General features: G+C 40.0%; 28 protein-coding genes. 20 read left to right on the top strand and 8 right to left on the bottom strand.

The genetic code is table 11. From position 1 onward, the window contains the following. The first annotated feature begins 51 nt into the window (after window positions 1–51). The 18 genes from L0Z67_RS03110 (at window position 52) to L0Z67_RS03195 (ending at window position 13,982) form a co-directional block, all read left to right on the top strand. Window positions 52–663: a PepSY domain-containing protein gene (locus L0Z67_RS03110; protein WP_226899251.1), complete on the top strand. Its 612-nt coding sequence runs from the start codon at window positions 52–54 to the stop codon at window positions 661–663. Beyond that, window positions 663–2,495 (top strand): 2Fe-2S iron-sulfur cluster-binding protein, encoded by a 1,833-nt coding sequence (locus L0Z67_RS03115; protein WP_045979604.1) that lies wholly within the window; start codon window positions 663–665, stop codon window positions 2,493–2,495. Before L0Z67_RS03110 ends, L0Z67_RS03115 begins: the two co-directional genes overlap by 1 nt. Before the next feature lie 24 nt (window positions 2,496–2,519). Beyond that, window positions 2,520–2,867, top strand: coding sequence for a copper resistance CopC family protein (locus L0Z67_RS03120; protein WP_016708251.1), 348 nt, complete (start codon window positions 2,520–2,522; stop codon window positions 2,865–2,867). Between the two features lie 18 nt (window positions 2,868–2,885). Then, window positions 2,886–3,773 (top strand): copper resistance D family protein, encoded by an 888-nt coding sequence (locus L0Z67_RS03125; RefSeq protein ID WP_045979603.1) that lies wholly within the window; start codon window positions 2,886–2,888, stop codon window positions 3,771–3,773. Between the two features lie 15 nt (window positions 3,774–3,788). After that, on the top strand, window positions 3,789–4,259 hold the full coding sequence (locus L0Z67_RS03130; protein ID WP_008467847.1) for a DUF4440 domain-containing protein: 471 nt from the start codon (window positions 3,789–3,791) through the stop codon (window positions 4,257–4,259). Window positions 4,260–4,286: 27 nt separating this feature from the next. Beyond that, the gene (locus tag L0Z67_RS03135) at window positions 4,287–6,110 is read left to right on the top strand and encodes a copper resistance system multicopper oxidase (RefSeq protein WP_193522133.1); all 1,824 of its coding nucleotides are present in this window, start codon (window positions 4,287–4,289) and stop codon (window positions 6,108–6,110) included. Next, window positions 6,107–6,967: a copper resistance protein B gene (locus L0Z67_RS03140; RefSeq protein WP_016708246.1), complete on the top strand. Its 861-nt coding sequence runs from the start codon at window positions 6,107–6,109 to the stop codon at window positions 6,965–6,967. The genes L0Z67_RS03135 and L0Z67_RS03140 overlap by 4 nt, the downstream gene beginning before the upstream one ends. A gap of 638 nt (window positions 6,968–7,605) precedes the next feature. Beyond that, window positions 7,606–8,028 carry a hypothetical protein gene (locus L0Z67_RS03145; RefSeq protein ID WP_004589264.1) on the top strand — a complete coding sequence of 141 codons (423 nt, stop codon included), beginning with the start codon at window positions 7,606–7,608 and terminating at the stop codon, window positions 8,026–8,028. A gap of 306 nt (window positions 8,029–8,334) precedes the next feature. Further along, window positions 8,335–8,748, top strand: a complete 414-nt coding sequence (locus tag L0Z67_RS03150) for a MerR family transcriptional regulator (RefSeq protein ID WP_193522134.1) — start codon at window positions 8,335–8,337, stop codon at window positions 8,746–8,748. Between the two features lie 101 nt (window positions 8,749–8,849). Next, complete coding sequence (locus L0Z67_RS03155; protein ID WP_193522135.1) at window positions 8,850–11,093, top strand: heavy metal translocating P-type ATPase; 2,244 nt, start codon at window positions 8,850–8,852, stop codon at window positions 11,091–11,093. 11 nt (window positions 11,094–11,104) lie between these two features. Further along, a complete protein-coding gene (locus tag L0Z67_RS03160) occupies window positions 11,105–11,458 on the top strand; it encodes a cupredoxin domain-containing protein (protein ID WP_138627005.1) in 354 nt (117 codons plus the stop codon). A gap of 4 nt (window positions 11,459–11,462) precedes the next feature. Beyond that, a complete protein-coding gene (locus tag L0Z67_RS03165) occupies window positions 11,463–11,606 on the top strand; it encodes a P-II family nitrogen regulator (protein ID WP_199524943.1) in 144 nt (47 codons plus the stop codon). A 15-nt stretch (window positions 11,607–11,621) separates the two neighbouring features. Beyond that, on the top strand, window positions 11,622–11,810 hold the full coding sequence (locus L0Z67_RS03170; RefSeq protein ID WP_405128446.1) for a hypothetical protein: 189 nt from the start codon (window positions 11,622–11,624) through the stop codon (window positions 11,808–11,810). Further along, the gene (locus tag L0Z67_RS03175; protein WP_063529849.1) at window positions 11,800–12,135 is read left to right on the top strand and encodes a DUF2933 domain-containing protein; all 336 of its coding nucleotides are present in this window, start codon (window positions 11,800–11,802) and stop codon (window positions 12,133–12,135) included. The genes L0Z67_RS03170 and L0Z67_RS03175 overlap by 11 nt, the downstream gene beginning before the upstream one ends. Beyond that, a complete protein-coding gene (locus L0Z67_RS03180; RefSeq protein ID WP_193522136.1) occupies window positions 12,128–12,793 on the top strand; it encodes an isoprenylcysteine carboxylmethyltransferase family protein in 666 nt (221 codons plus the stop codon). The genes L0Z67_RS03175 and L0Z67_RS03180 overlap by 8 nt, the downstream gene beginning before the upstream one ends. Continuing rightward, a complete protein-coding gene (locus tag L0Z67_RS03185) occupies window positions 12,777–13,199 on the top strand; it encodes a hypothetical protein (RefSeq protein ID WP_053910626.1) in 423 nt (140 codons plus the stop codon). Before L0Z67_RS03180 ends, L0Z67_RS03185 begins: the two co-directional genes overlap by 17 nt. 10 nt (window positions 13,200–13,209) lie before the next feature. Beyond that, window positions 13,210–13,581, top strand: coding sequence for a hypothetical protein (locus L0Z67_RS03190; RefSeq protein WP_019677951.1), 372 nt, complete (start codon window positions 13,210–13,212; stop codon window positions 13,579–13,581). Window positions 13,582–13,631: 50 nt separating this feature from the next. Beyond that, window positions 13,632–13,982, top strand: a complete 351-nt coding sequence (locus L0Z67_RS03195; protein ID WP_004589646.1) for a hypothetical protein — start codon at window positions 13,632–13,634, stop codon at window positions 13,980–13,982. A 216-nt stretch (window positions 13,983–14,198) separates the two neighbouring features. On the opposite strand, the gene L0Z67_RS03200 is transcribed toward L0Z67_RS03195, so the two are convergent. Both L0Z67_RS03200 and L0Z67_RS03205 read right to left on the bottom strand, forming a co-directional pair. Beyond that, complete coding sequence (locus L0Z67_RS03200) at window positions 14,199–14,930, bottom strand: MauE/DoxX family redox-associated membrane protein (RefSeq protein WP_016708238.1); 732 nt, start codon at window positions 14,928–14,930, stop codon at window positions 14,199–14,201. Window position 14,931: 1 nt separating this feature from the next. Next, a complete protein-coding gene (locus L0Z67_RS03205; protein ID WP_008109672.1) occupies window positions 14,932–15,453 on the bottom strand; it encodes a DUF305 domain-containing protein in 522 nt (173 codons plus the stop codon). 698 nt (window positions 15,454–16,151) lie between these two features. On the opposite strand from L0Z67_RS03205, the gene L0Z67_RS03210 reads away from it, so the two are divergent. Then, window positions 16,152–16,271, top strand: a complete 120-nt coding sequence (locus L0Z67_RS03210; protein WP_353683143.1) for a hypothetical protein — start codon at window positions 16,152–16,154, stop codon at window positions 16,269–16,271. A gap of 56 nt (window positions 16,272–16,327) precedes the next feature. Beyond that, on the top strand, window positions 16,328–16,468 hold the full coding sequence (locus L0Z67_RS03215; protein ID WP_229677580.1) for a cupredoxin domain-containing protein: 141 nt from the start codon (window positions 16,328–16,330) through the stop codon (window positions 16,466–16,468). A 91-nt stretch (window positions 16,469–16,559) separates the two neighbouring features. Here the strand turns inward: L0Z67_RS03215 and L0Z67_RS03220 are convergent, their stop codons facing one another. The 6 genes from L0Z67_RS03220 to L0Z67_RS03245 form a co-directional block, all read right to left on the bottom strand. Further along, complete coding sequence (locus tag L0Z67_RS03220) at window positions 16,560–19,670, bottom strand: efflux RND transporter permease subunit (protein ID WP_016708236.1); 3,111 nt, start codon at window positions 19,668–19,670, stop codon at window positions 16,560–16,562. A 54-nt stretch (window positions 19,671–19,724) separates the two neighbouring features. Continuing rightward, window positions 19,725–20,639, bottom strand: a complete 915-nt coding sequence (locus L0Z67_RS03225; protein WP_016708235.1) for an efflux RND transporter periplasmic adaptor subunit — start codon at window positions 20,637–20,639, stop codon at window positions 19,725–19,727. Between the two features lie 2 nt (window positions 20,640–20,641). After that, entirely contained in the window at window positions 20,642–21,964 is a 1,323-nt protein-coding gene (locus tag L0Z67_RS03230) for a TolC family protein (protein WP_231387283.1), read from the bottom strand. Between the two features lie 75 nt (window positions 21,965–22,039). After that, window positions 22,040–22,402 carry a hypothetical protein gene (locus L0Z67_RS03235; RefSeq protein ID WP_016708233.1) on the bottom strand — a complete coding sequence of 121 codons (363 nt, stop codon included), beginning with the start codon at window positions 22,400–22,402 and terminating at the stop codon, window positions 22,040–22,042. A 45-nt stretch (window positions 22,403–22,447) separates the two neighbouring features. Then, window positions 22,448–23,347 (bottom strand): cation diffusion facilitator family transporter, encoded by a 900-nt coding sequence (locus L0Z67_RS03240; protein WP_016708232.1) that lies wholly within the window; start codon window positions 23,345–23,347, stop codon window positions 22,448–22,450. Then, entirely contained in the window at window positions 23,340–24,068 is a 729-nt protein-coding gene (locus L0Z67_RS03245) for a transglutaminase family protein (RefSeq protein ID WP_016708231.1), read from the bottom strand. The genes L0Z67_RS03240 and L0Z67_RS03245 overlap by 8 nt, the downstream gene beginning before the upstream one ends. Window positions 24,069–24,070: the final 2 nt, after the last annotated feature.

Consider the following 24,070-nt stretch of genomic DNA (forward strand, 5'->3'; position numbering starts at 1 on the left):
GTCGGAATACAATTCCTCTTCTGGTCTATTACAGGCGTGTATATGGTGACTATGGATATTCACTATATACACGGCGAAACCTTGGCTAAGAGTGAGGAAGCCAAAATAGATTTAGCAAGTATGGATTACTCCATTGTAAAGCTAGCTGCGGATTATCCTAAAGCTAGCCAAGTTACACTTACTCAAAGTATGGGCCGTCCTTTGTATTCTTTTATTAATGGAGAAAATGGAAAAGTAGCAATAGATGCTAAAACTGGAGCTGTTCAGGCCCTTGTAGATGAAACCAAGGCTAAAGAAATCGCACAATACCATTATGCGCTGAATCATCAAATCGACAGCATAAGGTTGATTAAGTCAGCGACAAACTTGCCTGCTGAGTTGTCCCCAAGGCATTTACCTGTTTGGAGAGTGACGTTTGAGCAATTCTCCACACCGACATTTTATATAAGTCAACAAACAGGATCACTTGTTGCCAAGCGTCATGATTACTGGCGATTGTTTGATTGGATGTGGCGGTTCCACATTATGGATTACTATGATGGAGAAAACGTATCAAACTGGTTTTTGTTCTTGGTCGCAACTCTAGGTCTAATGGGAGCAATTACTGGCGCAGTATTGACTTATTACCGAGTGCTTTCCCCAAATAAAAAGAGAGTCATTTGATGCGACTATTTAAGTTAAATACAACGATACACAAGTGGCTTTCTTTATTTGTTGGTTTACAACTGCTTATTTGGTTGGGAACGGGCCTTTACTTCAATTTGATGGATCACAGTAAAGCCAGTGGTAATGAACTTAGAGTTCATTCTCATCATGAAGGTAGCATTACAGGCTTTGACCTATTCCCTATTAAAGACATTACTAGTAATGCTCCGCAGGAAGTAAACCTTATATGGGTTTTACATCAGCCTTACTATCATTTTGTGTTCGATAAGGGGCAGCATAGCTATCAAGAGCGCCACTCAAAGCTATTTGATGCTGTAACAGGAAAGCCATTTAATTTGTCTGAAGAACAAGTACTAACTTTGGCAAAAAACTCCTACTCAGGACAGGGTAAGTTAACTACTCCAGTGTTATCTCAACCTCCGTTTTCTGATCACGTAAGGCAGCAAAATCCTATGTGGCAAGTTGCCGTTGAGGATGAGAACAATACAACTATTTATTTAGATAGTATTACAGGTCAAGTACTTCGCCATGCCAATGATGATTTCAGATTGAAAGATCTGATGATGAAGCTTCACTTTATGGACTATGGCAATTCTGGAGGATTTAACCATTGGTTGATCATTGCATTTGCTTTTGCAACGCTATTCCTTTCAATTACTGGTGTTACTTGGCTGATACAACAGTATAGAAGTGGTTTACTGAAGCTAGGTTGGGGCACTAACAGGCAAAAAGTGGCAGTGACGTTTTCCAATGAAAATACTATTACTGACATCTCAGCAGTTGGTCGCTCAACTGTATTAGAAGGGCTAGCTAGTTCACATGTATACCTTCCTTCAGGTTGCGGTGGTGGCGGTACTTGTGGCAAATGCGTGTTCTTAAGTTCAACTAAATTACCTATCACACTATCTGAACAGGAACATTTATCTCAGGAGCAACTTAAGGAAGGTTATCGGCTTGGATGTCAGCATAGGTTCTCTGAAATTAGTTCGATTGAAGTTAATACTGATCGCAATATTGAAAATCATGAGCTAGTTGTGGTTGCGACTAATTTCATTACTCCTTTTATCAAGGAAGTGAAATTTAAGCTGAAATCAGGCAAACAGTTGGCATTTAAAGCTGGTGCATATATGCAATTTGATGTGCCAGCAGGGATGAATAGCTTACGTCCAGATGATATGCCAGAGTGCTATGAAAAATACTGGGATAGCTACTATCATGGAAAATTTTCTCATAACGGTGTAACTCGCCACTACTCATTAGTTAACTTTGACGAGGAGTCTGATGAGTTAATGTTTAATATCCGTTGGCAGACCGCAAAGAATGGTTTTAAAGCAGGAATAGGTTCAAGTTATTTAGGTTCACTCCAAGTAGGTGAAACGATAACTGCAAGAGGCCCTTTTTCTGATTTTTATGCCACTTCAAATAAAAAAGTTAGTCGCGTGTTTATAGGTGCGGGTTCAGGACTTGCACCACTGAGGTCTATTATTTTTGAACAGTTGAAAAAGCATAAAGATAAAAGTGGTTTGACTCTTATCTATGGTGCGCGAACTGAAGATGACTTGCTATACCATAATGAATTGAAGTCACTGAGTGAGAAGCATAAAAACTTCTCTTATATTCCTACTCTTTCTAATCCTTCAGAAGAATGGCAAGGGCACTCAGGCTATGTTCAAAAAGTACTTCTGCCGTATATGAACCAAAAAGCAGAACTGCATTTGGCTGAGTTTTACTTGTGCGGTCCAGAAGCAATGATGAGTGAAGTGGAAAAAATAATTACAGATGCTGGGATTCCAAGTAATCAAATTTTCAAAGATAAATTTAGTCGTTAATCCATTAAATAAATAGAGGTATATATGAAAACATTAATTAAACTTTTAACCATAATCAGTGTTGTTTTTAGTAGTGCAGTATTTGCACATGTGCATCTTGAAAAAAGCGTGCCTGCTGATAATGCAATGCTAATGAATACTCCAGAAAAATTGACATTGGGATTTAGCAAAGAGGTACGTGTAGTTAAAGTTACGTTGAAAAATAAAAAAGGTGAAAATATTAAATTTGACTTTAAACCATCAAAAGAAGCTTCCAGAGAGTTTTCATGGGAACTACCTAAATTAGCTCCAACAAACTATATCGTTGATGTGACCTATTTAGGTAAAGATGGACATAAAATGAAAGATAGCTTCGGCTTTATGGTTCATTAGTAAGGCTGTGTGATTGATATGGAAATGTATATCTGGAATACAGTCATTGTACTGTCAAAAATTGTATTTTACGTCGGCTTTGCCTGTATTGCCGGCTATACATTTTTCAGACAAATTTTTGAGCATAATGAATCTCATAGTAATGCTGTAATAGCGAATTTAACGTGGACAAGAACTTATATAGTTATGGCTTTGATCGCTAATATTACTTGGTTCTTTGCCAGTACTGGTGCAATGGCAGAAGAGGGAATTCAGGGGGCGATAGACGCTGATATATTGGCTATTATGTGGGACTCCTCTGTCGGCACTGGAGCTTTGCTTCGAGCGCTTGGGCTAGTTACCGCAATAATCGCTTTAGCTTTAAGGTTCAAACTCGCTGTGAACTCGTACTTAAAACAAAGCGCTTTAATGTTGAGTTTATTAATCCTTGCATACTCATTCACGTTACTGGGTCATATTTCTGAGTTAGGCACAATTGAAAAAGGCTTGCTTATTTTGCATGTGCTCGTTATGGCATGGTGGTTTGGGGCGTTATTGCCACTAAAACAGGCTTGCCATCAGCTAAGCTATGCAGAACTTCATTTGCTGATGGAAAGCTTTGGCAAACAAGCAAGTTTTACATTGAGCCTATTGTTGGTAGCAGGCCTCTGGCTCGTGATTCAATTGGTCGGAAGTCTTGATGCACTAATAAGCTCAAGTTACGGACAAACACTGTTGTTTAAATTGGCCCTTGTAGTGTCTATTTTGGCACTTGCTGCTAAACATAAACTAATACTCGTTCCACAACTTAAAAATAGTCAAGGCAGAGAGGCTTTATCTAAATCTATCTCGATAGAAATGGTAGTAGCTTTTGCCATTTTATCTGTAACGGCTGGGCTTACTAGTGTTGTTGGCCCTGCAAATTAAAACCTAAAAGAGAGAATGAAAATGAAAACAATAAATATATTACTCGTTTTATTAATGACGTTTAGTTTCGCAGCAAACGCTCATGGTGATAAGAACAAAGACAAAGGTTTGTTTAAAGGTATAGATACCCCAGCCGCAAAAGTTGTTTTGGCATTTCATCAAGCACTTGAAACTGGCAATCAAAAACAGGCTAGAGCGCAGTTAGCGGATGATGTCACCATTTTCGAGGGAGGCCGCGTTGAAAGGAGCGCTGATGAATATGCTCATCATCATATGTTGTCGGATATGAAGTATTTAGCAGCGATGAAGAGCGACACACTTGAACATCAAGTGACGATACTTGGAAATACCGCTATCTCTGCGTCGCGCAGTCAAACTACAGGTACTCATAAAGGTGTTGAACGCGATTATCAAGGCATGGAAACGATGGTGCTGGAAAAACAAAATGGTGAATGGAAGATTAAGCACATTCATTGGTCACATTAATTTATTGTTCAAACAACGGAGAGTAAAATGAGAAATAACAATCCATTACATCAAGTTTCTACGCCACGTAGACGCTTTGTACAAGGATTAGCTGCTGGCGGTGTATTAGCTGCTTTTCCAAGTGTTCTTCATGCAGCTTCATCTTTGCTTGCTGGAACTTCAACAGGTACTGCGCCCGAACTAAGTGGGGAAGTCATAGATCTGGTGATAGATGAGTCACCAGTAAACTTCACAGGTGTTGTAAGAATGGCTACAACAATCAATGGCTCAATACCAGCTCCTACCTTGCGCCTCAGAGAAGGTGATGACGTTACTATCAGGGTAACGAATAAATTATCAGTGCCGAGTTCAATTCATTGGCATGGGATCATTCTTCCGTATCAAATGGATGGCGTACCGGGTATTAGCTTTAAAGGTATAATGCCGGGTGAAACCTTTGTTTATAAATTTAAGCTGCAACAAAGCGGCACATATTGGTATCACTCACACAGTGGTTTTCAAGAAATGACAGGTATGTACGGCGCATTAATTATTGAGCCAAGAGAAAAGGATATTATTAGTGCTGACAATGAGCATGTCATCCAATTGTCTGATTGGACTGATGATGACCCAATGGATTTGTTTCGCAAGTTAAAAGTACAGAGCGATGTATTTAACTTTAATCAACCTACTGTTCCAGAGTTTTTTGATGACATTTCAAATAGCAGCGTTTCAAATGCGCTACAACGCCGGGAAATGTGGAATAAAATGAGAATGAACCCTACAGATCTTGCAGACTTATCAGCATCTGCAATGACTTTTTTAATGAATGGTTGTGCGCCTTTGACAAATTGGCGTGGAATGTTTAAAGCTGGCGAAAAGGTTAGGCTTAGATTTATTAACGGTTCTAGCAATACGTTTTTTGATGTAAGAATACCTGAGCTGAAGTTAACAGTTGTACAAGCTGATGGACAAAATGTTGAACCTGTGACAGTAGATGAATTTAGATTTGGTCCCGGTGAAACTTATGATGTACTTGTCGAGCCAAAAAATGACGCATATACGATTTTTGCACAAAGCATGGATCGCTCAGGTTATGCTAAAGGTACTTTATCAATGGCACCTAACGTTGATGCACCAGTACCTTCTTTAGACCCCGTTGAGTGGTTAACGATGACAGATATGATGGGCAATATGACCCATGATAGTGTGCATTCTACAATGGCTGATACGGCAGGTATGTGGGGCATGAATTCTAATAAAATGGATCATAGTGCAATGGGTCATGGAGCGATGGCAATGGATCATAGTAAACATGGAATGACTAAAAACCCATTAGCTGTTGCTAGCACTAAAGTGCGTCATGCAAAAACAGAGTATGGAGCTTCTGTTGATATGCGTGTTGATATGCCTAGAACAAACCTTGATGATCCCGGTATAGGTTTACGTAAAAATGGACGCCGTGTTTTAACACTTGCAGATTTACATTCTCTTGAGGGAATTACAAGCCAGCAAGAGCCTGAGGCTGAAATTGAATTACATTTAACTGGAAACATGGAGCGTTATAGCTGGTCATTTGATGGCTTGGAATTTGGAAAAAGCACGCCAGTTCACATGAAGCATAATCAACGTTTAAGAGTTATTTTACAAAACGATACAATGATGACACATCCAATGCACCTGCATGGTATGTGGAGCGATTTGGAGAATGAAAAAGGTGATGTACAGGTTCGTCGCCATACTATCCCTGTACAACCAGCGCAAAGAATTAGTTTTTTAACAACACCTCATGACGTAGGTCGCTGGGCATGGCATTGCCATTTATTATTCCACATGGATGCAGGTATGTTTAGAGAGGTAGTTGTATCATGAGAAAATTAATACTAACCAATACGTTAAAACTATTATTAATAGGTTTGCCCCTTATAAGTGTATCTGTATCTGCAAAAGATGAGATGACTGAGATGGGTGATTCTAAAATGCAAGCACAAGGTGGAGATGCACCTAAAGATGCTAGAGACCCTCATGCTTATGCCGCAGGTACAACATTGACTGAAGGTCCTTATGCACTCAATAGCGACAAACGACTGACTTTGGCAGATGAGCATTCATTTTACGCGCTACTAGGGGATCGTCTTGAATATAATGAGCAAACAAACGCAGGTGTTTTTGACTTTCAGGCATGGTATGGCACTACTTTTGATAGATTAGTCATCAAAACTGAAGGAGATTTTAGCGAAGGTAATTTAGAGGAGAACCAAACAGATTTTCTATGGGGCCACGCAATATCTGCTTATTGGGATACACAAGTCGGTATTCGACTTGATTACAATAACGAAGGTGAAAACCGCAAATGGCTAGCTTTTGGTTTACAAGGTCTAGCCCCCTACTGGTTTGAAATTGATATGACTGCGTATTTAGGAGAGCAAGGTAATAGTGCATTTTCGATCGAAGCTGAGTATGAGCTATTACTTACTCAAAAGTTAATTGTTCAACCACGAGCAGAGTTGACGCTTTACGGTAAGGATGACGTCCAAAATAACCTTGGTAGTGGCTTGTCTAGCAGTGCTATTGGTTTTCGGGTTCGTTATGAGTTTACCCGCCAGTTTGCTCCCTATGTTGGCGTTGAGTGGACAAATAAATTTGGTAATACAGCCGACTTTGCGAAGTTAAATGGGCAAAGTACTCGTGATACTGCTTTTGTTGCAGGTATCAAGTTCTGGCTCTGATGTGAAGAAATACTATATTGACTTGATGAGAGCTACCGCAACTATATTGATGGTAGCTTTCGTTTTTTGGGATTTAAACCATTTTAGTTATGTTAGGAAAGGCCTAGCTAATAGTTTTTTTGGAAAGAACTAAGAGCAGTAATAGTAAGCTACTTCTTGTTTTCAGTCGGTGCCAGTCTGGTGTATACCTATCAAGGTGGAATATCAGCTAAGAAGTAAAGTTGGCGAATGGTTAAGGTTAAAGAGTCAAGGCAAAAAACATCGCCATTGAAAGACCTACAATAGGCCATTTTATCACTTTTGATGAACGGGAATTGGATGTGCCCGGGATAGAACCGATTGTTGCAAAGTACAGCGCTTAAAGCTGAACAATTGGAAAAATGATCCCTTACTCAATACCTAATTATGAGCGTAGGGTTTTTATTTCTTTTAATGGTGCTCATGCTTGGCTTCAATCTCATGAGTATAAATTAGACACCCCTTTTATACTTGTGAAGTTTAAGCTGTTTAAAAAAGTAAAAAGTAAAAAGTAAAAAGTAAAAAGTAAAAAGTTTAGGTTTTAGTTCAAAGGTTGATCAAGATCATAAAATTATTTTTATAAAGTGGCTAATATTGTAGGTGCTAAAGAAGGAATGATAATGTTTGGACTTTTCAGGTGGTTTAAAATAGTAATAATAACTGTGTTGCTTACGCAGCATGGCTTTGCTATTGCTAAACCAATGAATTGTGAAGAGCATCATAATGGCTCATCCGACACGCATATTATACAACCAAGCAAAAATATGCATCATCAATCAATGATTGACAATAGTCACTATCACACTGAAAATTCGCAAGATTCTAAAAACCGTCATGGTGATGAAGACTGTGAAAAATGTAAAGCTGGTGATTGTGTTTGTTGTGAAGGCGGTTTTTGTACAAGCTTTCATTTAAATGCCTATCTTGTGGAAGCGCAAGACGAAGGTATTTGCAATATTCATTCTGAGCTAATTCTACAGCGTACACCCCTACCAAAATCTGGTATCCATCTCTTACTTTATCGTCCACCAATTATTGGCTAATCACAGGATCAGTGCGTCTTTTTTTCGCCACTCCCATCAAAAATAGAATGACTTATTCATTGATTTAAATAATCAATTGTTTTGAACGATTAGTACGATATTTGGAAAGGCATTATGAAAATGCTCAAGTTATTGCCATTTACAGTAATTAATACTGTCGATTTTGGCCGAGATTCCTCTTTTTACCAAAAATTAGTTTTTAGCTTTTGCATTATTAATCACGAATAATCACTTGACCTGTGTCTTAGACACAGGTCTAAGCTGTAGGTGAGATTACAAACTTAGGTGAAGAACTAAGGAGTGAACATGAAAGTTGCAGAGCTGGCAAAAAGCCTTGGAACGACTGCTGATACGGTGCGCTATTACTCGCGATTGGGATTGTTAAAACCTGCTAAGTCAGTGAACGGCTACAAGTCATACTCGAATAAAGAAGTATCGAGACTTAAATTCATTTTAAGTGCCAGAAACCTTGGTTTTTCTGTTGCAGATATCAAGCAAATTCTTAATGAATCTGAAGATGGTAAAAGTGCGTGCCCATTAGTCAGAAGCCTGATCAAAGAGAGGCTTGAAGAAACAGAAAAACAGTTTCAAGCAATGTTGGCACTTCGAGGAAAAATGTCTTCAGCTCTTTCTCAATGGGAAGAAATGGAAGACAAAGCGCCGACTGCAAACATGGTTTGTCATCTCATCGAAAACTTTGAGCAAATTAAAAAGGCATAGGAGGAAAAATGGTGACTACTAATACAAATATAGAAACCGAATCAGGCTGTTGCTGTCAGGCAAAAGCTCAATCCTCTTCGTGTAAAAGTAAGGAGAATACGTTGGAGAAAGTATCACATAACCAACAGCTCATCATTGAAGGAGCTGGGTGTGCTAGCTGTGTAGGCAAAATTGAAGGGGCGTTAAAGGCAACTCTTGGTGTAGTCAGTGCGGAAATGAATTTTGCTGATAGGACTGTAACAGTTTCTGGGACAGCTAAGACAGAAGAATTGATCAAAGCTGTTGAGTCTGTGGGGTATAACGCGAAGCCAATTGATGATAGCTCGGCAGCAGATGCGCTTGACGAGAAAGAAGCGGCTGATTGGGCATATTATAAAAAACTAATGCGCGATACGTTTATTGCCCTTTCACTCGGTGTTCCTTTGATGATCTACAGCATTGTGGTTGGAGAAATGACGGTTGAAACAAACCTTGAACGCATGTCTTGGCTGGTTGTAGGCATTTTAACTTTTGGTGTTATGTATTTTTCAGGTAAGCATTTTTATGTTGGCGCTTGGAAAAGCTTTAAAAACCACTCCGCTAATATGGACACTTTAATAGCTTTAGGAACAGGTACAGCTTGGGTGTATTCGATGGTTGTCGTGTTTGCACCTGACGCCGTTCCATTAATGGCACGGCATGTTTATTTTGAAGCTACCGCCATGATCATTGGCTTAATTGATTTAGGTCTGGCATTAGAAATAAAAGCCAGAGGTAAAACCTCTGAGGCCATTAAGCGTCTTATCGGCTTGCAGGCCAAAACGGCAACCGTAGTTCGTGATAGCAAAGAAGTTCAGATTGGTATTGAGCAGGTTTTACTTAACGATATTGTAAAGGTAAAACCGGGCGAAAAAATTCCCGTCGATGGTGTGGTATTGGAAGGGCACACCTCTATTGATGAGTCCATGCTGACAGGCGAGCCTATGCCTGTTGAAAAAGCCGAAGAAGATGAGGTTGTCGCTGGTACTTTGAACAAATCAGGCATGATTATGTTTAAAGCCACACGTGTTGGAAAAGACACGGCGCTTGCGCAAATCATCAATATGGTGAAACGAGCACAAAATTCTAAACCGCCGATTGGCCGCTTGGCTGATGTTATTTCAGCTTTTTTCGTTCCTGTTGTCATGATCATCTCTGTGTTAAGTGCGCTAGCATGGCTTAACTTTGGACCTGAGCCAGCAATTGCTTTTGCCATCGTATCAGCAACTACTGTACTCATTATTGCCTGCCCATGTGCTTTGGGCTTGGCAACGCCCATGTCTGTCATGGTCGGAGTAGGAAAGGCCGCAGAAGCAGGCGTGCTAATTCGCAACGGTGAAGCACTGCAAACCGCCTCTAAAATCACTGCCATGATTTTAGATAAAACGGGCACTATTACTGAAGGGGCACCTAAGGTAACCGATATTGTTTTAGCAAAAGCTACGGACGAAAAAGACGTACTACAGCTTGCTGCAAGTTTAGAGAGCGGCTCAGAGCACCCTTTAGCGCAAGCGATTGTTGAAAGTGCGTTAGATAAGGATATTGAGTTACTAAAAATTGAAGCGTTTAACGCCATTACGGGTTTTGGTGTAGAAGCAAACTGCAACAATAAAGCCCTGCTTTTCGGAAACGATAAACTAATGAAGTTAAAAGGCATAGACCTCACAGGCTTTGTTGAACAAGCGCAGTCTTTAGCCAAAGAAGCCAAAACACCTATGTACTTTGCTGTAGATGGTGAACTTGCAGCAATCATTGCTGTTGCAGATCCTATCAAGTCAGACTCAATCTCTGCTATCAAACGACTTCAGGCTAATGGTATACGCGTCATCATGTTAACGGGTGATAACAAGGAAACCGCTGCTGCTGTTGCCAAAAAAGCGGGTATTAGTGAGTTTCTTGCTGAAGTGCTGCCAGAAGATAAAGCCAACAAGGTGAAAGAGCTACAAGAAGGCGGCGAAATTGTTGGTATGACAGGAGATGGCATCAACGATGCTCCTGCGCTAGCGTTAGCCGATGTTGGCTTCGCCATAGGCACAGGGACTGATGTAGCTATCGAAAGTGCTGACATTACCCTAATGCGTGGTTCACTTCATGGCCTAGCTGATGCCATAGCGGTAAGCAAAGCTACTTTACGAAATATAAAACAAAACTTGTTTGGCGCGTTTGTCTATAACGTAGCCGGGATTCCTTTTGCTGCGGGGGTTCTATATCCCTTCTTTGGCATTCTGCTTAGCCCTGTAATTGCAGGTGCTGCAATGGCGTTTTCGTCATTGACTGTAGTGTCAAATGCAAATCGACTTCGCTTGTTTAAAGCAAAAGAGCATTAAGGAGAAACACGATGATGTTAATTAACTTATTAGGCTTAGTGTTAATCGCACTGATTGTTTGGTGGTTTTGGCTATACAAACCCAATAAAACAATTGTTCAAGGTAATGAAGTACTCATTGAAGTGAGGGATGGCGTGTATTCACCATCCTCAATCCAAGTGTCTGCTAGTCAACCTGTCACTCTGAAGTTTATGCGCAAAGATCAATCACCCTGCGCTGAAACAATGCTTATTCCATCATTGGAGGTAAGCGAGCAGCTTAAATTAAATGAAATTACTCAAATTACCTTATTGAACTTATCACCGGGAGAGCATGAGTTTCATTGTCAGATGCAAATGTATCGCGGTGTCTTAAAGGTTGTTTAGGAGGATGAAAAAAGTGACCGCCATTTTCGATGAAATGGTGTTAACACGAGTAGAAGAGGCACTACTTTCACATGGCTATAAAGGCTTTACCATTCATAAAGCAACGGGCAGAGGTGCATATGCTGATACTTACAACAGAAATCACTAATCAGCACATATAGTTATGACAATTTATGTTGCTTTTGATGATGCAGAACATGTTGCTAAAGTTTTGCTTGATGCAGCGTATACCAACGTTGAAGGAGAAGGACTAGTTAGTATCTCCCCTGTGGATAATCTCTTCTGGATAAATTCTAAGTCTGAAGCTTCAGCGGAAAATTTAAGGTCAATAGGAGGCCAATATGAAAAATGAGCACCCTAAATTTTGGTCAACACCCACGGGTTGGGCTGCATTGGTGCTTATTGCCGCAGCCACCTATTTTTTAATCTTTGAACATGGACAGCATGTACTGCAATTTCTTCCTTATTTGATTTTATTGCTATGCCCGTTGATGCACGTATTTATGCATGGCAGTCATGGCAAACATGGCCACGATCATTCACATGCGCCTGATGAGAAAAAGGAAGAGAGCTTTCAAGAACTCACGGATAAAAATGCTGCCTATCGTGACGGCTACATACAAGGTTTAGAAGAAGGACGTAAGGAATCACATAAAAAGGAGAACAGTGATGAATGAGACATATGATTATGGCTTATGGTCAATGGTGATACTGAACTCAGCAATTTTTATCTTTTTTGCCTTTAGTTTTGTCAAACCAAAAACATCTACTGATTGGCGAAGCCTTGGAGCGTTCTCCGCCTTTATTGTTGCCCTATTTACTGAAATGTATGGCTTTCCTTTAACTATCTATTTTCTGTCGGGGTGGCTGACGGAGACCTATCCAGAAGTAAATTTCTTTGCGCATGAGAATGGGCATTTATTACATACTTTCTTTGGATTTCAAGGTGATGCCCATTGGGACCCATTTCATATAGTGAGTATGGTGTTTATTGTTGCAGGTTTCTTTATGTTGTCTTCAGCATGGAATGTATTGCATCACGCGCAAAAGCATCATCAATTGGCTACAACTGGATGGTATGCAAGGTGTCGCCACCCACAGTATGTAGCTTTCATTCTAATCATGTTCGGCTTTTTATTGCAGTGGCCGACAATCCCAACACTTGCGATGTTTCCGATCTTAGTCGTTGTTTACGTCAAGCTAGCGAAACGCGAAGAAGCACAGGCGATTGCTGAATTTGGTTCGGAGTACCACAGGTATATGGAATCGACACCAAGTTGGATCCCAAGTTTTAATAAAAGTGTAGAAGGTAAAAATCATGAAAACGTTAACTAAATCAATTTTATTTATTGGTTCACTACTGATAACCACTAGCTCATTTGCCCAAAACAATGAGCATAAACATGAAGGTGCGAACAAAGCTGGTATGCATCAAGGCATGACAATACCACATGAGAACATGGGAGAAATGCATAAAAAGATGATGGAAATGAAAAAGGAAGTCCATGCCATTAAAACTGAAAAAGATCCTGACAAGCAACAGCAGATGATGGTTGAACATCACCGTTCAATGATGAAGATGATGCAATCCATGCACAAAAACATGGAAGAAATGCCAATGCATCAACAAATCAAGATGACTGAACATCATTTAGAAATGATGGAGAACATGATGCCGCAGATGAACCGGAAAATGGAAGAAATGAAAGATAGCAATCAACAGCATTCACACAAACATTAGGAGAAAAATTATGAGCGATTTAGATCATAGAGTTGGCGTTAGAGAGCAAAATTTAGTTGTTCGAAATCTAAAGCTTAGCAATGTCACAGAAGAAAGCTGTGACGAGTTAGTAAAAGAAATAGATCAGCTTTTTGGTATAGATGAAGTTAGTTACAACATCAAAGAAGGTGAAATACACCTTGCCTATGATGCCGCAAACGTAAGCCTTGATGGGATTGAGGAGGTAATCCGTAAGTATGGCGCAGATGTTCATGATGATTGGTGGACACATACTAAAGAAAGTTACTATAAATTTGTTGATCAGAACATCAAAGATAACTCTGTTCATAAGCCTTGGAGTTGTCATCAAGCACCTTCGGGGGCTGGCCGGAAAAACAAATGAATTCATAAAAAAGTGTATAGATAATTAGTTAGTCAAATGAGGTAACAGTGATGAAAACACCCTATATAAAAGCTCTTTTATTGCTTACATTCGGTTTATATTTAGTGGGTTGTTCCAATACCACTTTTTATCATAAATACATGATGAGAGGTCAGGTAGTAGAAAGTTCTGATAATCGAACTCTAATCTGTATTGGTGCTAAGCATGGCGCAGAGGTTGGGCAAAAATACAGTGTTATTAGATTCCATGAAAGAATAGTATTGAGTGAAGGTGAAGATCCCTACACTATCGAAAAGGTAGGAACGGTACAAATTACTAAAATTGTGAATGATCATTTCGCAACTGTAAAGCTAGTGTCTGGTGACATTGCAGCGAAAGATATGGTGGAACTTGAAAACTAATAAAGTGGTGGCGAAAGCCACCACAAGAGCATAACAATAAAACTTAATGAAAAAGCTTTAGTGTTATTTTGTACAACCTTTGAGATTGTTTGCTCAGTTCTGGTTATCTTGATGCCAGTACGACAGAAAAAATGTTACATATGGATTAGAAAGGTGTGGGCTGGCATCCTAGGTCTAATCTTAACAGTTAAGGGGCCGCCGAATAGAGCTATACCTTTACATCAGCAGCATAATCAATGCTCCCGCGATCATAAATAAGTTTTCAGATAGCGATACAAATCCAAGTGGCACACTGCTATCGCCGCCTACACAGGCACACTTTAACTGGCGTTTGTCAATGTAAACGGCTTTGAAAACTGAAATTGCTCCAACTGTGCCGATAAACAATGAAAATGGTGCCACTGCGAGAGGCTGTAGTTGGGCAACCATACCAATACCTGCATATGCTTCAATGAAGGGATAAATATAACCATATCTTATCCATCTCATCGCTAGTAAATCATAAGTAATAAACGAATTTGTGAAACTGTATAGGTCTTTCAGTTTTTGCACCGCTAAGAGCGTCATTGAAAAAGCTATAAATAGCATCAGTGTTCTGATGGAGATAAATGAGCCGGAAGCAAAATGTTGAGATGCGACAGCAAGAAGTGCAGCTATCGAGAAAATGGCTACAACTGGCGTGTAGGTTGTGCCAGTTTGACCTGCTTCATCTTTACCAAAATACTCTCTTAAGTCATCGTATCCTCCGACACGCTTTCCTTCAATAAAGGTTTGTGGCGTAGTTTTGACATCATGCTTATCTTTGAAGTCATCAGCTTGTTGTCTTGACGTGAGCTTATGATCTTCTACATCATACCCTTGCCTCTCCAGCAAATCTTTCGACCTTAAACCATAGGGGCAGATATGTTCGTCAGTGACCATTCTGTACAGGGTAGCTGTCTTAGTCATCTTAGTCTCCTTTGTTCAGTGTGCCTTCAAACTTTGGGAGCGGTCGTTGCTCAGCCTGAGCTTGTGAGCTGACCTTTCCATTTTCAGAAATATCCTTAATCAGCCATTCCATTTCTTTTATTTCTTTTCGTTGGGCTTTAATAATACCATTTGCCAATTCACGCACGCGTACATCCTCCAAAGTTGAATGCTCACTAGTAAGAATAGCAATGGAGTGATGAGGAATCATCGCTTTCATGTAGGCAGTGTCAGAAATTGTGCTTTGAGAGCGAACAAGATAAAGACATATGGCGAACAGTATTGTCGCCAATAGAAAAATAGCCATGTTGAGCTTCTTGTTACTGTACATGCCAAGCATAAAGGCCAGCATGATCATTGCCATACCTGCTCCCATATACAACGCCATATAGATACGCGTTTCACTAAACCATATATGTGATACTGCGTAAGTGTTGAGATACATCATGACAAACATAGCAATGGTTGAGGTGATGATCATTGCAGCAAATCTTGAGTATTTCATAAGTAATCCTTACATTGATAGTGTAAATATTTCCCACTGTTAGCCTATTATTCTCTACATGTGGTCATGTTCTCGAAAAATTGCAAGTAATGAGCCAGTATCAATAAGAGTATTTGTAATACGATTGACTCAATTTCAGCGCAAGTATTGTGAATCAGTACTAATCTACACATTTCGGTGTAAGAGTTTATGGGCAAAAAATCTTCTTTGAAGGAGATCAAATCAGCTTATATTTAGAGTTTGAGTTTTGAACTTGTGATAGACACAGGCGGAATTGGCTTTAGTTAACAATCTAATGTGGGAACTCAAAGTACTACAAGCTGAGCTTCAACAAATGTAAGCTCGTGTACAAGTGAAGACACAGTTAAAGCATGTGGAAGAATTAATCTTGATAGTTAGAGTTGTCATTTATTTCACTTTTTAAATGAACGAATATTGATCTTTTATCTCGTTCATGTTCGAAAGCTAAAAGTTTCCTACACATGAAAGTGGTTTTGCAAGAGTATCTACTAGAGAACAAGATTTGAATGCTCAACTGTTCAGTTGGGCTATTATGGTTGTAAAAAAATATTATAAGGCAATGTGTCTGGTACTTCGGTTAGAAATGAAAAAAGTTAAAGAAGCTAATCGATTTCATCAGGTAGGGTGATGAGGTAATAGTTACTCGCCTTGATCGGCTAGGCCGATCATTAAAGTCTATTCTTGAGGACATTGAAAGTACTCACAAACGGGGCGATTGTTCAAAGATTATTAATGGTTCTGTCAGTACAAAAAATGATAATCCGTTTACCAGTTTCATTCATAATCTGCGCAATTAGCAATAATGACGTGCGTTCATAACGGTCATAAAGAGCAATCCCCCTGCGCTGAAATAATGCTTATTCCTTCATTGGATATAAGCGAACAGCTTAAGTTAAATGAAATTACTCAAATTACCTTATTAAACTTGTCACAGGGAGAGCATGAGTTTCATTGTCAGATACAAATGTATCGCGGCGTCTTAAAAGTAATTTAGTTTTAAATAGGTCTTTTTACACACCTGAACGAGCAAAAGTAACTTAACAAAAGGCTTCTCGAAAACATTACGAGAAGCCTCTAAATTAAAGTTAAGATTTGTATTTACTGTAAACAATTCTATATAGAACAGGCAAAACAACTAAAGTAAGTAAAGTAGAGGAAATAATCCCTCCAATTACCACCGTTGCTAATGGCCTCTGAACTTCAGCCCCAGTTCCGACGTTTAATGCCATAGGAATGAAACCTAAGCTAGCAACCAAAGCGGTCATTAATACAGGGCGAAGCCTGATAGTTGCACCTTCGATAATTGAGTTTATTAGCTCTCCTGTTTCAAGTAATCGCTGTTTAATGAATGACAGCATCACCAGTCCATTTAATACAGCTATCCCTGAAAGAGCGATAAATCCAACAGCAGCAGAAATTGAAAGAGGCATGTCTCTTAACCACAAAGCCAATACGCCGCCTGTAAGTGCTAAAGGCACACCACTAAATATGATCAGGGCATCTTTTATTGAACTAAATGCTATGACAAGCAGTGTCAAAATTACAAACAATGTGGCAGGTACTACGATGGATAATCTTTGCGTTGCACTCTCAAGTTGCTCAAATGTTCCGCCGTACTCAAGCCAATAACCAGCAGGCAATTCAACATTTTGTTGAATTTTTTGCTGTGCCTCTTGTACGAATGAGCCTAGATCTCGGTTTCTAACATTTGCTGTAATTACAATTCGTCGCTTACCATTTTCTCGGCTTATTTGACTTGGAACTGTCGTATAATTTAACTCTGCAACTTCGCTTACAGGTACAAACTCACCACTTTCTGTCGCGATTGGCAAATTACCTAGCTGATCAAGGTTGGCTCTCAACAGCTCAGGATATCTAACTACAATTTCAAATCGACGATCACCTTCGAATATTAACCCTGCGCCTTCACCTGACACGACTGTTTTTAACCAAGACTGTAAGTCGCTTGCATCCAACCCGTATAGCGCTAATGCTTCAGGCTTGGGGTTAACGGTAAAGATAGGCACGTCATCAACTTGTTCGAGCCGCGCATCAGCAACACCTGAAATTGTATTGAGTGTAGCCAAAACTTCTTGTGCAGAAATGACAAGTTGGGATAGATCATCACCGTAGAGCTTAATCCCTAAATCAGCTCTTACTCCGCTAATTAATTCGTTAAATCGCATCTGAATTGGTTGAGTAAACTCATAATTATTGCCGGGAATAGAGCTGAGATCTTTTTCCAGCCTTTCAACAAAATCCTCTTTCGTTAAATTAGGGTCGGGCCATTGCTCTCTCGGCTTTAATATCAGAAAAGTATCAGTCACATTTGGCGGCATCGCGTCTGTCGCAACTTCTGCTGTGCCCGTTTTTGAAAACACCGTAACAACTTCATCATATTTCATAATTTGTTGTTCAAGTACCTTCTGCATTTCTACAGCTTGGTCAATACCCGTGCCCGGAATACGCATCGCGTGCAGTGCAATGTCACCTTCATTAAGTTGAGGAACAAATTCAGATCCTAATTTACTACCAAGTAATATGCTAAATGTCACAAGTAAAGCAGCGCCGCAAACAACTAGCCAACGTAGTTTTAAAGCCCACTTCAAAACAGGACTATAAACTGACTTAGCGCCGACAATTACTGGACTTTCTTTTTCGCTGATTTTGCCTTTCAAGAATAAAGCAACCGCAGCGGGGACTAGCGTGAAGGTAAATACCATTGCAGACAATAGAGCGATTATCACCGTTGCGGCCATCGGATGAAACATTTTGCCCTCGACACCCGATAAGGTAAACAAAGGTAAATAGACAATCGTTATGATCAATACGCCAAAAACACTAGGTCGTATAACCTCATTGGTAGCAGAATAAACAATGTCTAGGCGTTCTTTCAGGGAAATGACAGAACTATTTCGTTTTTGGCTTTCTGCTAACCGCCTAATGCAGTTCTCAACGATTATTACCGCGCCATCGACAATCAATCCAAAATCTAAGGCTCCCAGACTCATTAAATTCGCAGAGACTTTGCTTTGAACCATGCCCGTGATTGTTGCCAACATTGCCAAAGGAATTACTGCGGCGGTAATCAAAGCGGCGCGTATGTTACCCAGTAATAGGAACAATACGAAGATAACCAGTAATGCACCTTCAATAAGATTTTTCTGTACGGTGCTAATTGCTTTATCAACCAGAGTTGTCCTGTCATATAAGGGAACTATGGACACGCCTTGAGGTAAACTGTTTTGGATTTCACTAAGCTTGTCACCAACAGCCAATGCCACCGAGCGTGAATTTTCTCCTACCAGCATCATTGCGGTGCCAATCACACTTTCCTTGCCTTCCAGTGATGCAGCTCCTGTCCTTAGCTCTTTTCCTATCGCAACTTCGGCGACATCTTTAACTTTTACAAGTGTGCCGTCGTCGCTTTTTATAATGACGTTTTGGATGTCTTGAATAGATTGCAACTGAGCTTGTGAACGAACAAGAATTTGCTGTCCGCTTCTTTCGATGAATCCAGCCCCTTGATTTGCATTATTTCGCATTATTGCATTTGATAGTGCTTCACTGGTAATACCGAAGTGCAACATCCTTAACGGATCGGGATTGATATGGTATTGCTTTTTATAGCCACCAATTGCATTGATTTCCGTAATCCCTTTAACCAATGCAAGTTGTGGTTTCACTACCCAGTCATGGATCTCCCTTAACGCCATCGCATCATAGGGTAAGCCATTATTCTGCTTTGCACTTTCGTCGGCAGTTATACTGTACATGTATATTTCACCGAGGCCCGTAGCAATTGGTCCCATTTCTGGTTCAATGCCAAACGGTAGTTGCTCCTTAATTGCGCTAAGTCGCTCATTGATTAGGTTTCTGGCAAAATACAAATCTGTGCCTTCTTCAAACACAACAGTCACTTGCGACAGGCCATATCGAGAAAGTGAACGGGTATAATCCAGCTTAGGTAAACCTGCCAAGCCCGTTTCGACGATAAACGTAATCCGTTGCTCTGTTTCCAAAGGTGAATAACCTTGAGCCTGCGTGTTTATTTGTACCTGTACATTGGTTATATCTGGCACAGCGTCAATAGGTAGCTTCTGATAGTTCCATATTCCTAAAGCGATGATAAACAAGGCCATAAGCAACATAGTACCACGTCTACGGATAGATAATTCTAGTATCCAAGCGATCATATTTTCACCTCGATAATACTGAAGCCAATATGTAGAGGACAAAAAGGTCGGAGATTAGTGTTCATGTCCAGCCTCCGATTTTTTTAGATCAGCAACTAGCAGATAACTGTTCTTTACAACCACACTTTCGCCGACGTTCAAACCGTCGATGATAGCAATATTGATAGCGTCTGAAGCGCCAGTTTTTACGGCGCTAGGGTGGTATTCATTGCCTTCTTTAATAAAAACAACATCTTTGCCTTCAAACTCTTGAATGGCTCCTTTTGGCACAACAACTGGAGCAGAGTGTTGACTGGTCGTAACCGCACCTTTAATTACAGTGCCAAGCGGCCACTTGTTGGTTTTGTTATCCAATTTTACAAATGCCAATGAGTATGGCTTGTCGTTTAGTGATGGTGTTAAATAGCTAATTTGCGCACTTTGATTAAATTCAGTGCTATGAATTAGCACCTGCTGGTTAGCGTTAACCTTACTTAGCTGAGTAGGAAACACTGATAGTTGTGCCCAAACCACGTCAAAATTGGCTATTGTCAGCAAGTTTTCACCATTTGTAAGCTCGCCAATATTGGCTTGCCTAGCGACTATACGCCCAGACATTGGTGCTTTTATCGAATATTGATTTAAGCTCTCATTGGATTCAATCACTACCAACGTTTCACCTTTTTTGACCTCTTCGCCGAGATTGACTTTTACTTCCTTAATAACACCATCGAATCTAGCGTTAACGTGCGCAAGTGAGGCAGGATCGGCAACGATTTTTCCATATACAACTTCTTCGTTATGAATAACACCGCTAGTTGCTGCTACTGTTTCAATGCTGTTTTGTTTAGCCATCTCAACAGACATAGAGACTATTTCATCTTTGTGTTCTTCACTGGCTGAGGTCGTGATGGAGGTGAAACCAATTACAGCAACAAGCATTAATTTGAAAAGGCTGATTGGTGAATTTAATATATTTTTCTTTTTCATGATTAATTCTCAATAAAGCTTGAAAGTTGGCTTTCTGTATTGCCGGAAGAAATTAATGGAATGCCTGATAAGGACTCAATGGAGGCGCTTTGTTTGTGAACCTCACTTGCGGCAAAAATAAGCGCATATTGCATCTCAATAAGCTCTTTTTGAACTGAAACTAGCTCTAAATAACTAAAGCGCCCGTCCGAATAGGCTTTTTGCACTAATGACAAAGCACTTTCTTGAGGCGGAATAATACTGGTTTGTAAGGTTTCAACCGTAAGGCGAGCCTCTTCCTGAGCCGCATAAAATGTCGCTAATTGGCTGTAAATTGCTCGCTCACTGGCTTTCCGTTGCTGCTCAACTTCATCGAGTTTTGCTTTTTGAGATTGATAGCTGCCTCTATTTCTATCACTCGTAAACAGAGGGACGCTAATTCCTGCAACCAACGCAGTCTCATTGCTACCTTCAAGTCTTTTCACACCTGCGCTCCACGTTATATTAGCGTGGCTTTGTGCGTTGATTGATTGTAATTGAGCTTGCTGAATTCTCGATTGCTCTGCATAAGCTAATATATGAGGACTTTGAGAAAGTTGAGCCATGATGTATTCGAGTGATATTGTTTTGGGAAGTGCAAATAAATCGCCTGATACACGAGAGAATTGCGGTGATTGTTCTCCCCACATAATAGCTAACTTACGAACACTGGCCTCTAACTGCTTGGAAATGGTTAGCGTCTTTAGTCGAGCTGTTGCTAAAGCTGCATCAGCTCGTTTTTGCTCTGATGACGGTGCCGAACCAACACGAACTTTTTTGGAGACAGTTTGATAGGTTTCTCGTGCTAGCTTTTCTGCATTTTCATTGACGAGCATGATTTGCTGTAACGTCAAAACATCGATATAGCGAGCTGCTACTTCACCCAAAATATCGAGTGTTTGTATTCTTTTTTCAACAGCTATTGCTTGCTGTTGGGCATTAACATAAAGCTTTCTGCTATTTACCTTATCTCCCAATTCCACCACGGAAGATATTGATAAGGTAAGTTCAGCGTCGCTGAATCCAGATACATCACCTGTACCTGCAAAGTTTTCCAATTCAGCGCTGACGTTATATTCAGGTTTTAACCCTGCGGTAGCTAACTCGCCGTCTAAACGCTTTTGTTTGTATTTAAAAGCTGTTAGCTGTGGGTTGTTTGCAAGTGTTCGTTGTATTGCCTCTGACAATGAAACTGAATCAACAGTTAAGTCATTTGCAAATACATTATTAGTTGTCACTAAAAACGACAACAGAAGCAACCGTTTTACTTTCTTCCAAGCAAGTACGGGGGCCTTAAAATAAGACATATTCATATTTTGTCCTGTTTATTTTATGAAACGAGCGTTGGCTTCACCGCCTAACGCGCCAATTAAATAAAAGGACTAACTTTTGGGAGGTCGAAGTAATCTGGAAGGGGGAGCTTCAATGACTACTTTTAAATAATCAAATACCTGACTTGATTTGAAATCAATGTCTCTACTGATGTAAACATGCGTAGCAAACTGTACATGCGAGCCATTGCAGTGTCCGCAATGATGACAATCAGCGGGGTTGTGTTGGTCATTATCTGCTGATGATTGTATTAATTTTTCAGAAGAAATGTGGTCATCTAAAGCATGAACATGCTCGGTTTTTATATGCTCGGAATCAACAATATGAACATCAGCAACTTTTGCCACAGCAGAAAATGACTGAAGTAATATCAGCACTATCATGATGTATGCAGGGAATTGTTTAATATTCATTTCGTTTCAACTATCTCTTAGTTATGCCAATGTTAACACTATCGTTTAGCTTGCGTCACGACATTGCTCGTCTATGAACTCTATTTCAATTGTTGTATGAGCAAAATCAAACTCTTTAAGCTCCTGTCGCAACTCTAGCTTGTACGATTTCAGCTCTTCGTTAGATATTTCAGTGTTTAAAACAATATGGGCGGTTAAAACGTTGTGTTCACCATCAAGTGACCAGATGTGTAAGTGATGTACTTCACCCACAATGGCTTTAGAAACTATTTTCGATTTAATATTTTCAATAAGATCAATATCTGGTGTCGCTTGCAAGAAGAGCATAAGTGTCGTTTTCAGTGTTCTTACAACATTAAATAAAATAAAAAGGGTAAACCCAATTGATAAAATAGGATCGAGTATGGGCCATTCAACAAACATCAATACGATTGATACAATAAATATAGCTATCCAACCTAAAACGTCTTCAAGCAAGTGCCAGTTTAAAACTCGTTCATTTAAGGTCTTTCCATGACTTAGCTTATAGGCAGCGTAACCGTTTACCACCATGCCAAAAATAGCTAATAAAAGCATTCCTTCGACTTGAGGCATTTCGGGGTTAGCTAATCTTGGTATGGCCTCAATTAGTATAAAAACAGAACCAACAGTTAATACCAAACCGTTAATCAATGCGCCAAGCAATGAAAAGCGCTTGTAACCATATGAAAACTGGCTAGAGGCAGGCTTGTTACTGAGCTTATTTAATCCCCATGCGGTGCCTATGGAGATGCTATCTCCTAAATCATGGATAGCATCTGCCATGATTGCCGTACTATTGGTTAACCAACCTCCGATAAATTCGATGATGGTAAACGTGAGGTTTAGAAAAAAAGCCCAGCCAATGCGTCTCGAAGCGTCCTCATCATTGTGAGGGTGATCATGACCGTGAGAGTGGTTATGCATGTTGAGCCTCGGCGGTTACATTTTTTCTTCTAAGCCTTTGTACATTCCAATTAATGATATGACGGATAAAGTTTTGGTACGCCCAACGTTTAATACCCGTTAGATTGGTTCCCTGCTCAGCATAGAATTCATCGGGTGAGTCATAAAAGCCAAAGTCGTCGTGTATGCCTTCTTTTTGAATATAAGTATCTTTACCAACCCAGTTCGTCTCTGGGTTACTTATGCAGGTAGTAGCTATTCCATAACCACAAAAATTATCTTTAGCTTGACTGAATTTGGATTGAATTGAACTTAGGTAAGCTTCGTCGAGAATGAAGCCTTCTAAATTGATCCACTTACCTTCATAGAGCACTTCTACCCAGCTATGGATAATGGATTTTGGGGCAAGCCAAAATACATAAGAAGGAATAGCGCCTTTCTGAAGCTGTTGGTCAATCGTGAAACCATGAAATCGGCACTGAATACCAAGCGCTCGGAATAGAGCCATTAACAAGTTTCCCTTGGTATTGCACTGTCCATAGCCATCCGCTAAAACTTCACTCGCAGATATATCATCGCTGCGGTTGTAACCAAACTGAATCTCATCTTTAACAAAGGTGTAAGCAGCTCCTATTGTGTTGTATTCATCCATTGTATTCCAATTCCGATCTGCTATTAGAGATTGGATGCTGTGATCATCTAAGTCTAATATTTGTGTTTTCTCTAAATAATTAGCACTCATTA

This window comes from Pseudoalteromonas sp. PB2-1, from assembly GCF_045040605.1.
Lineage (GTDB): Bacteria > Pseudomonadota > Gammaproteobacteria > Enterobacterales > Alteromonadaceae > Pseudoalteromonas > Pseudoalteromonas arabiensis.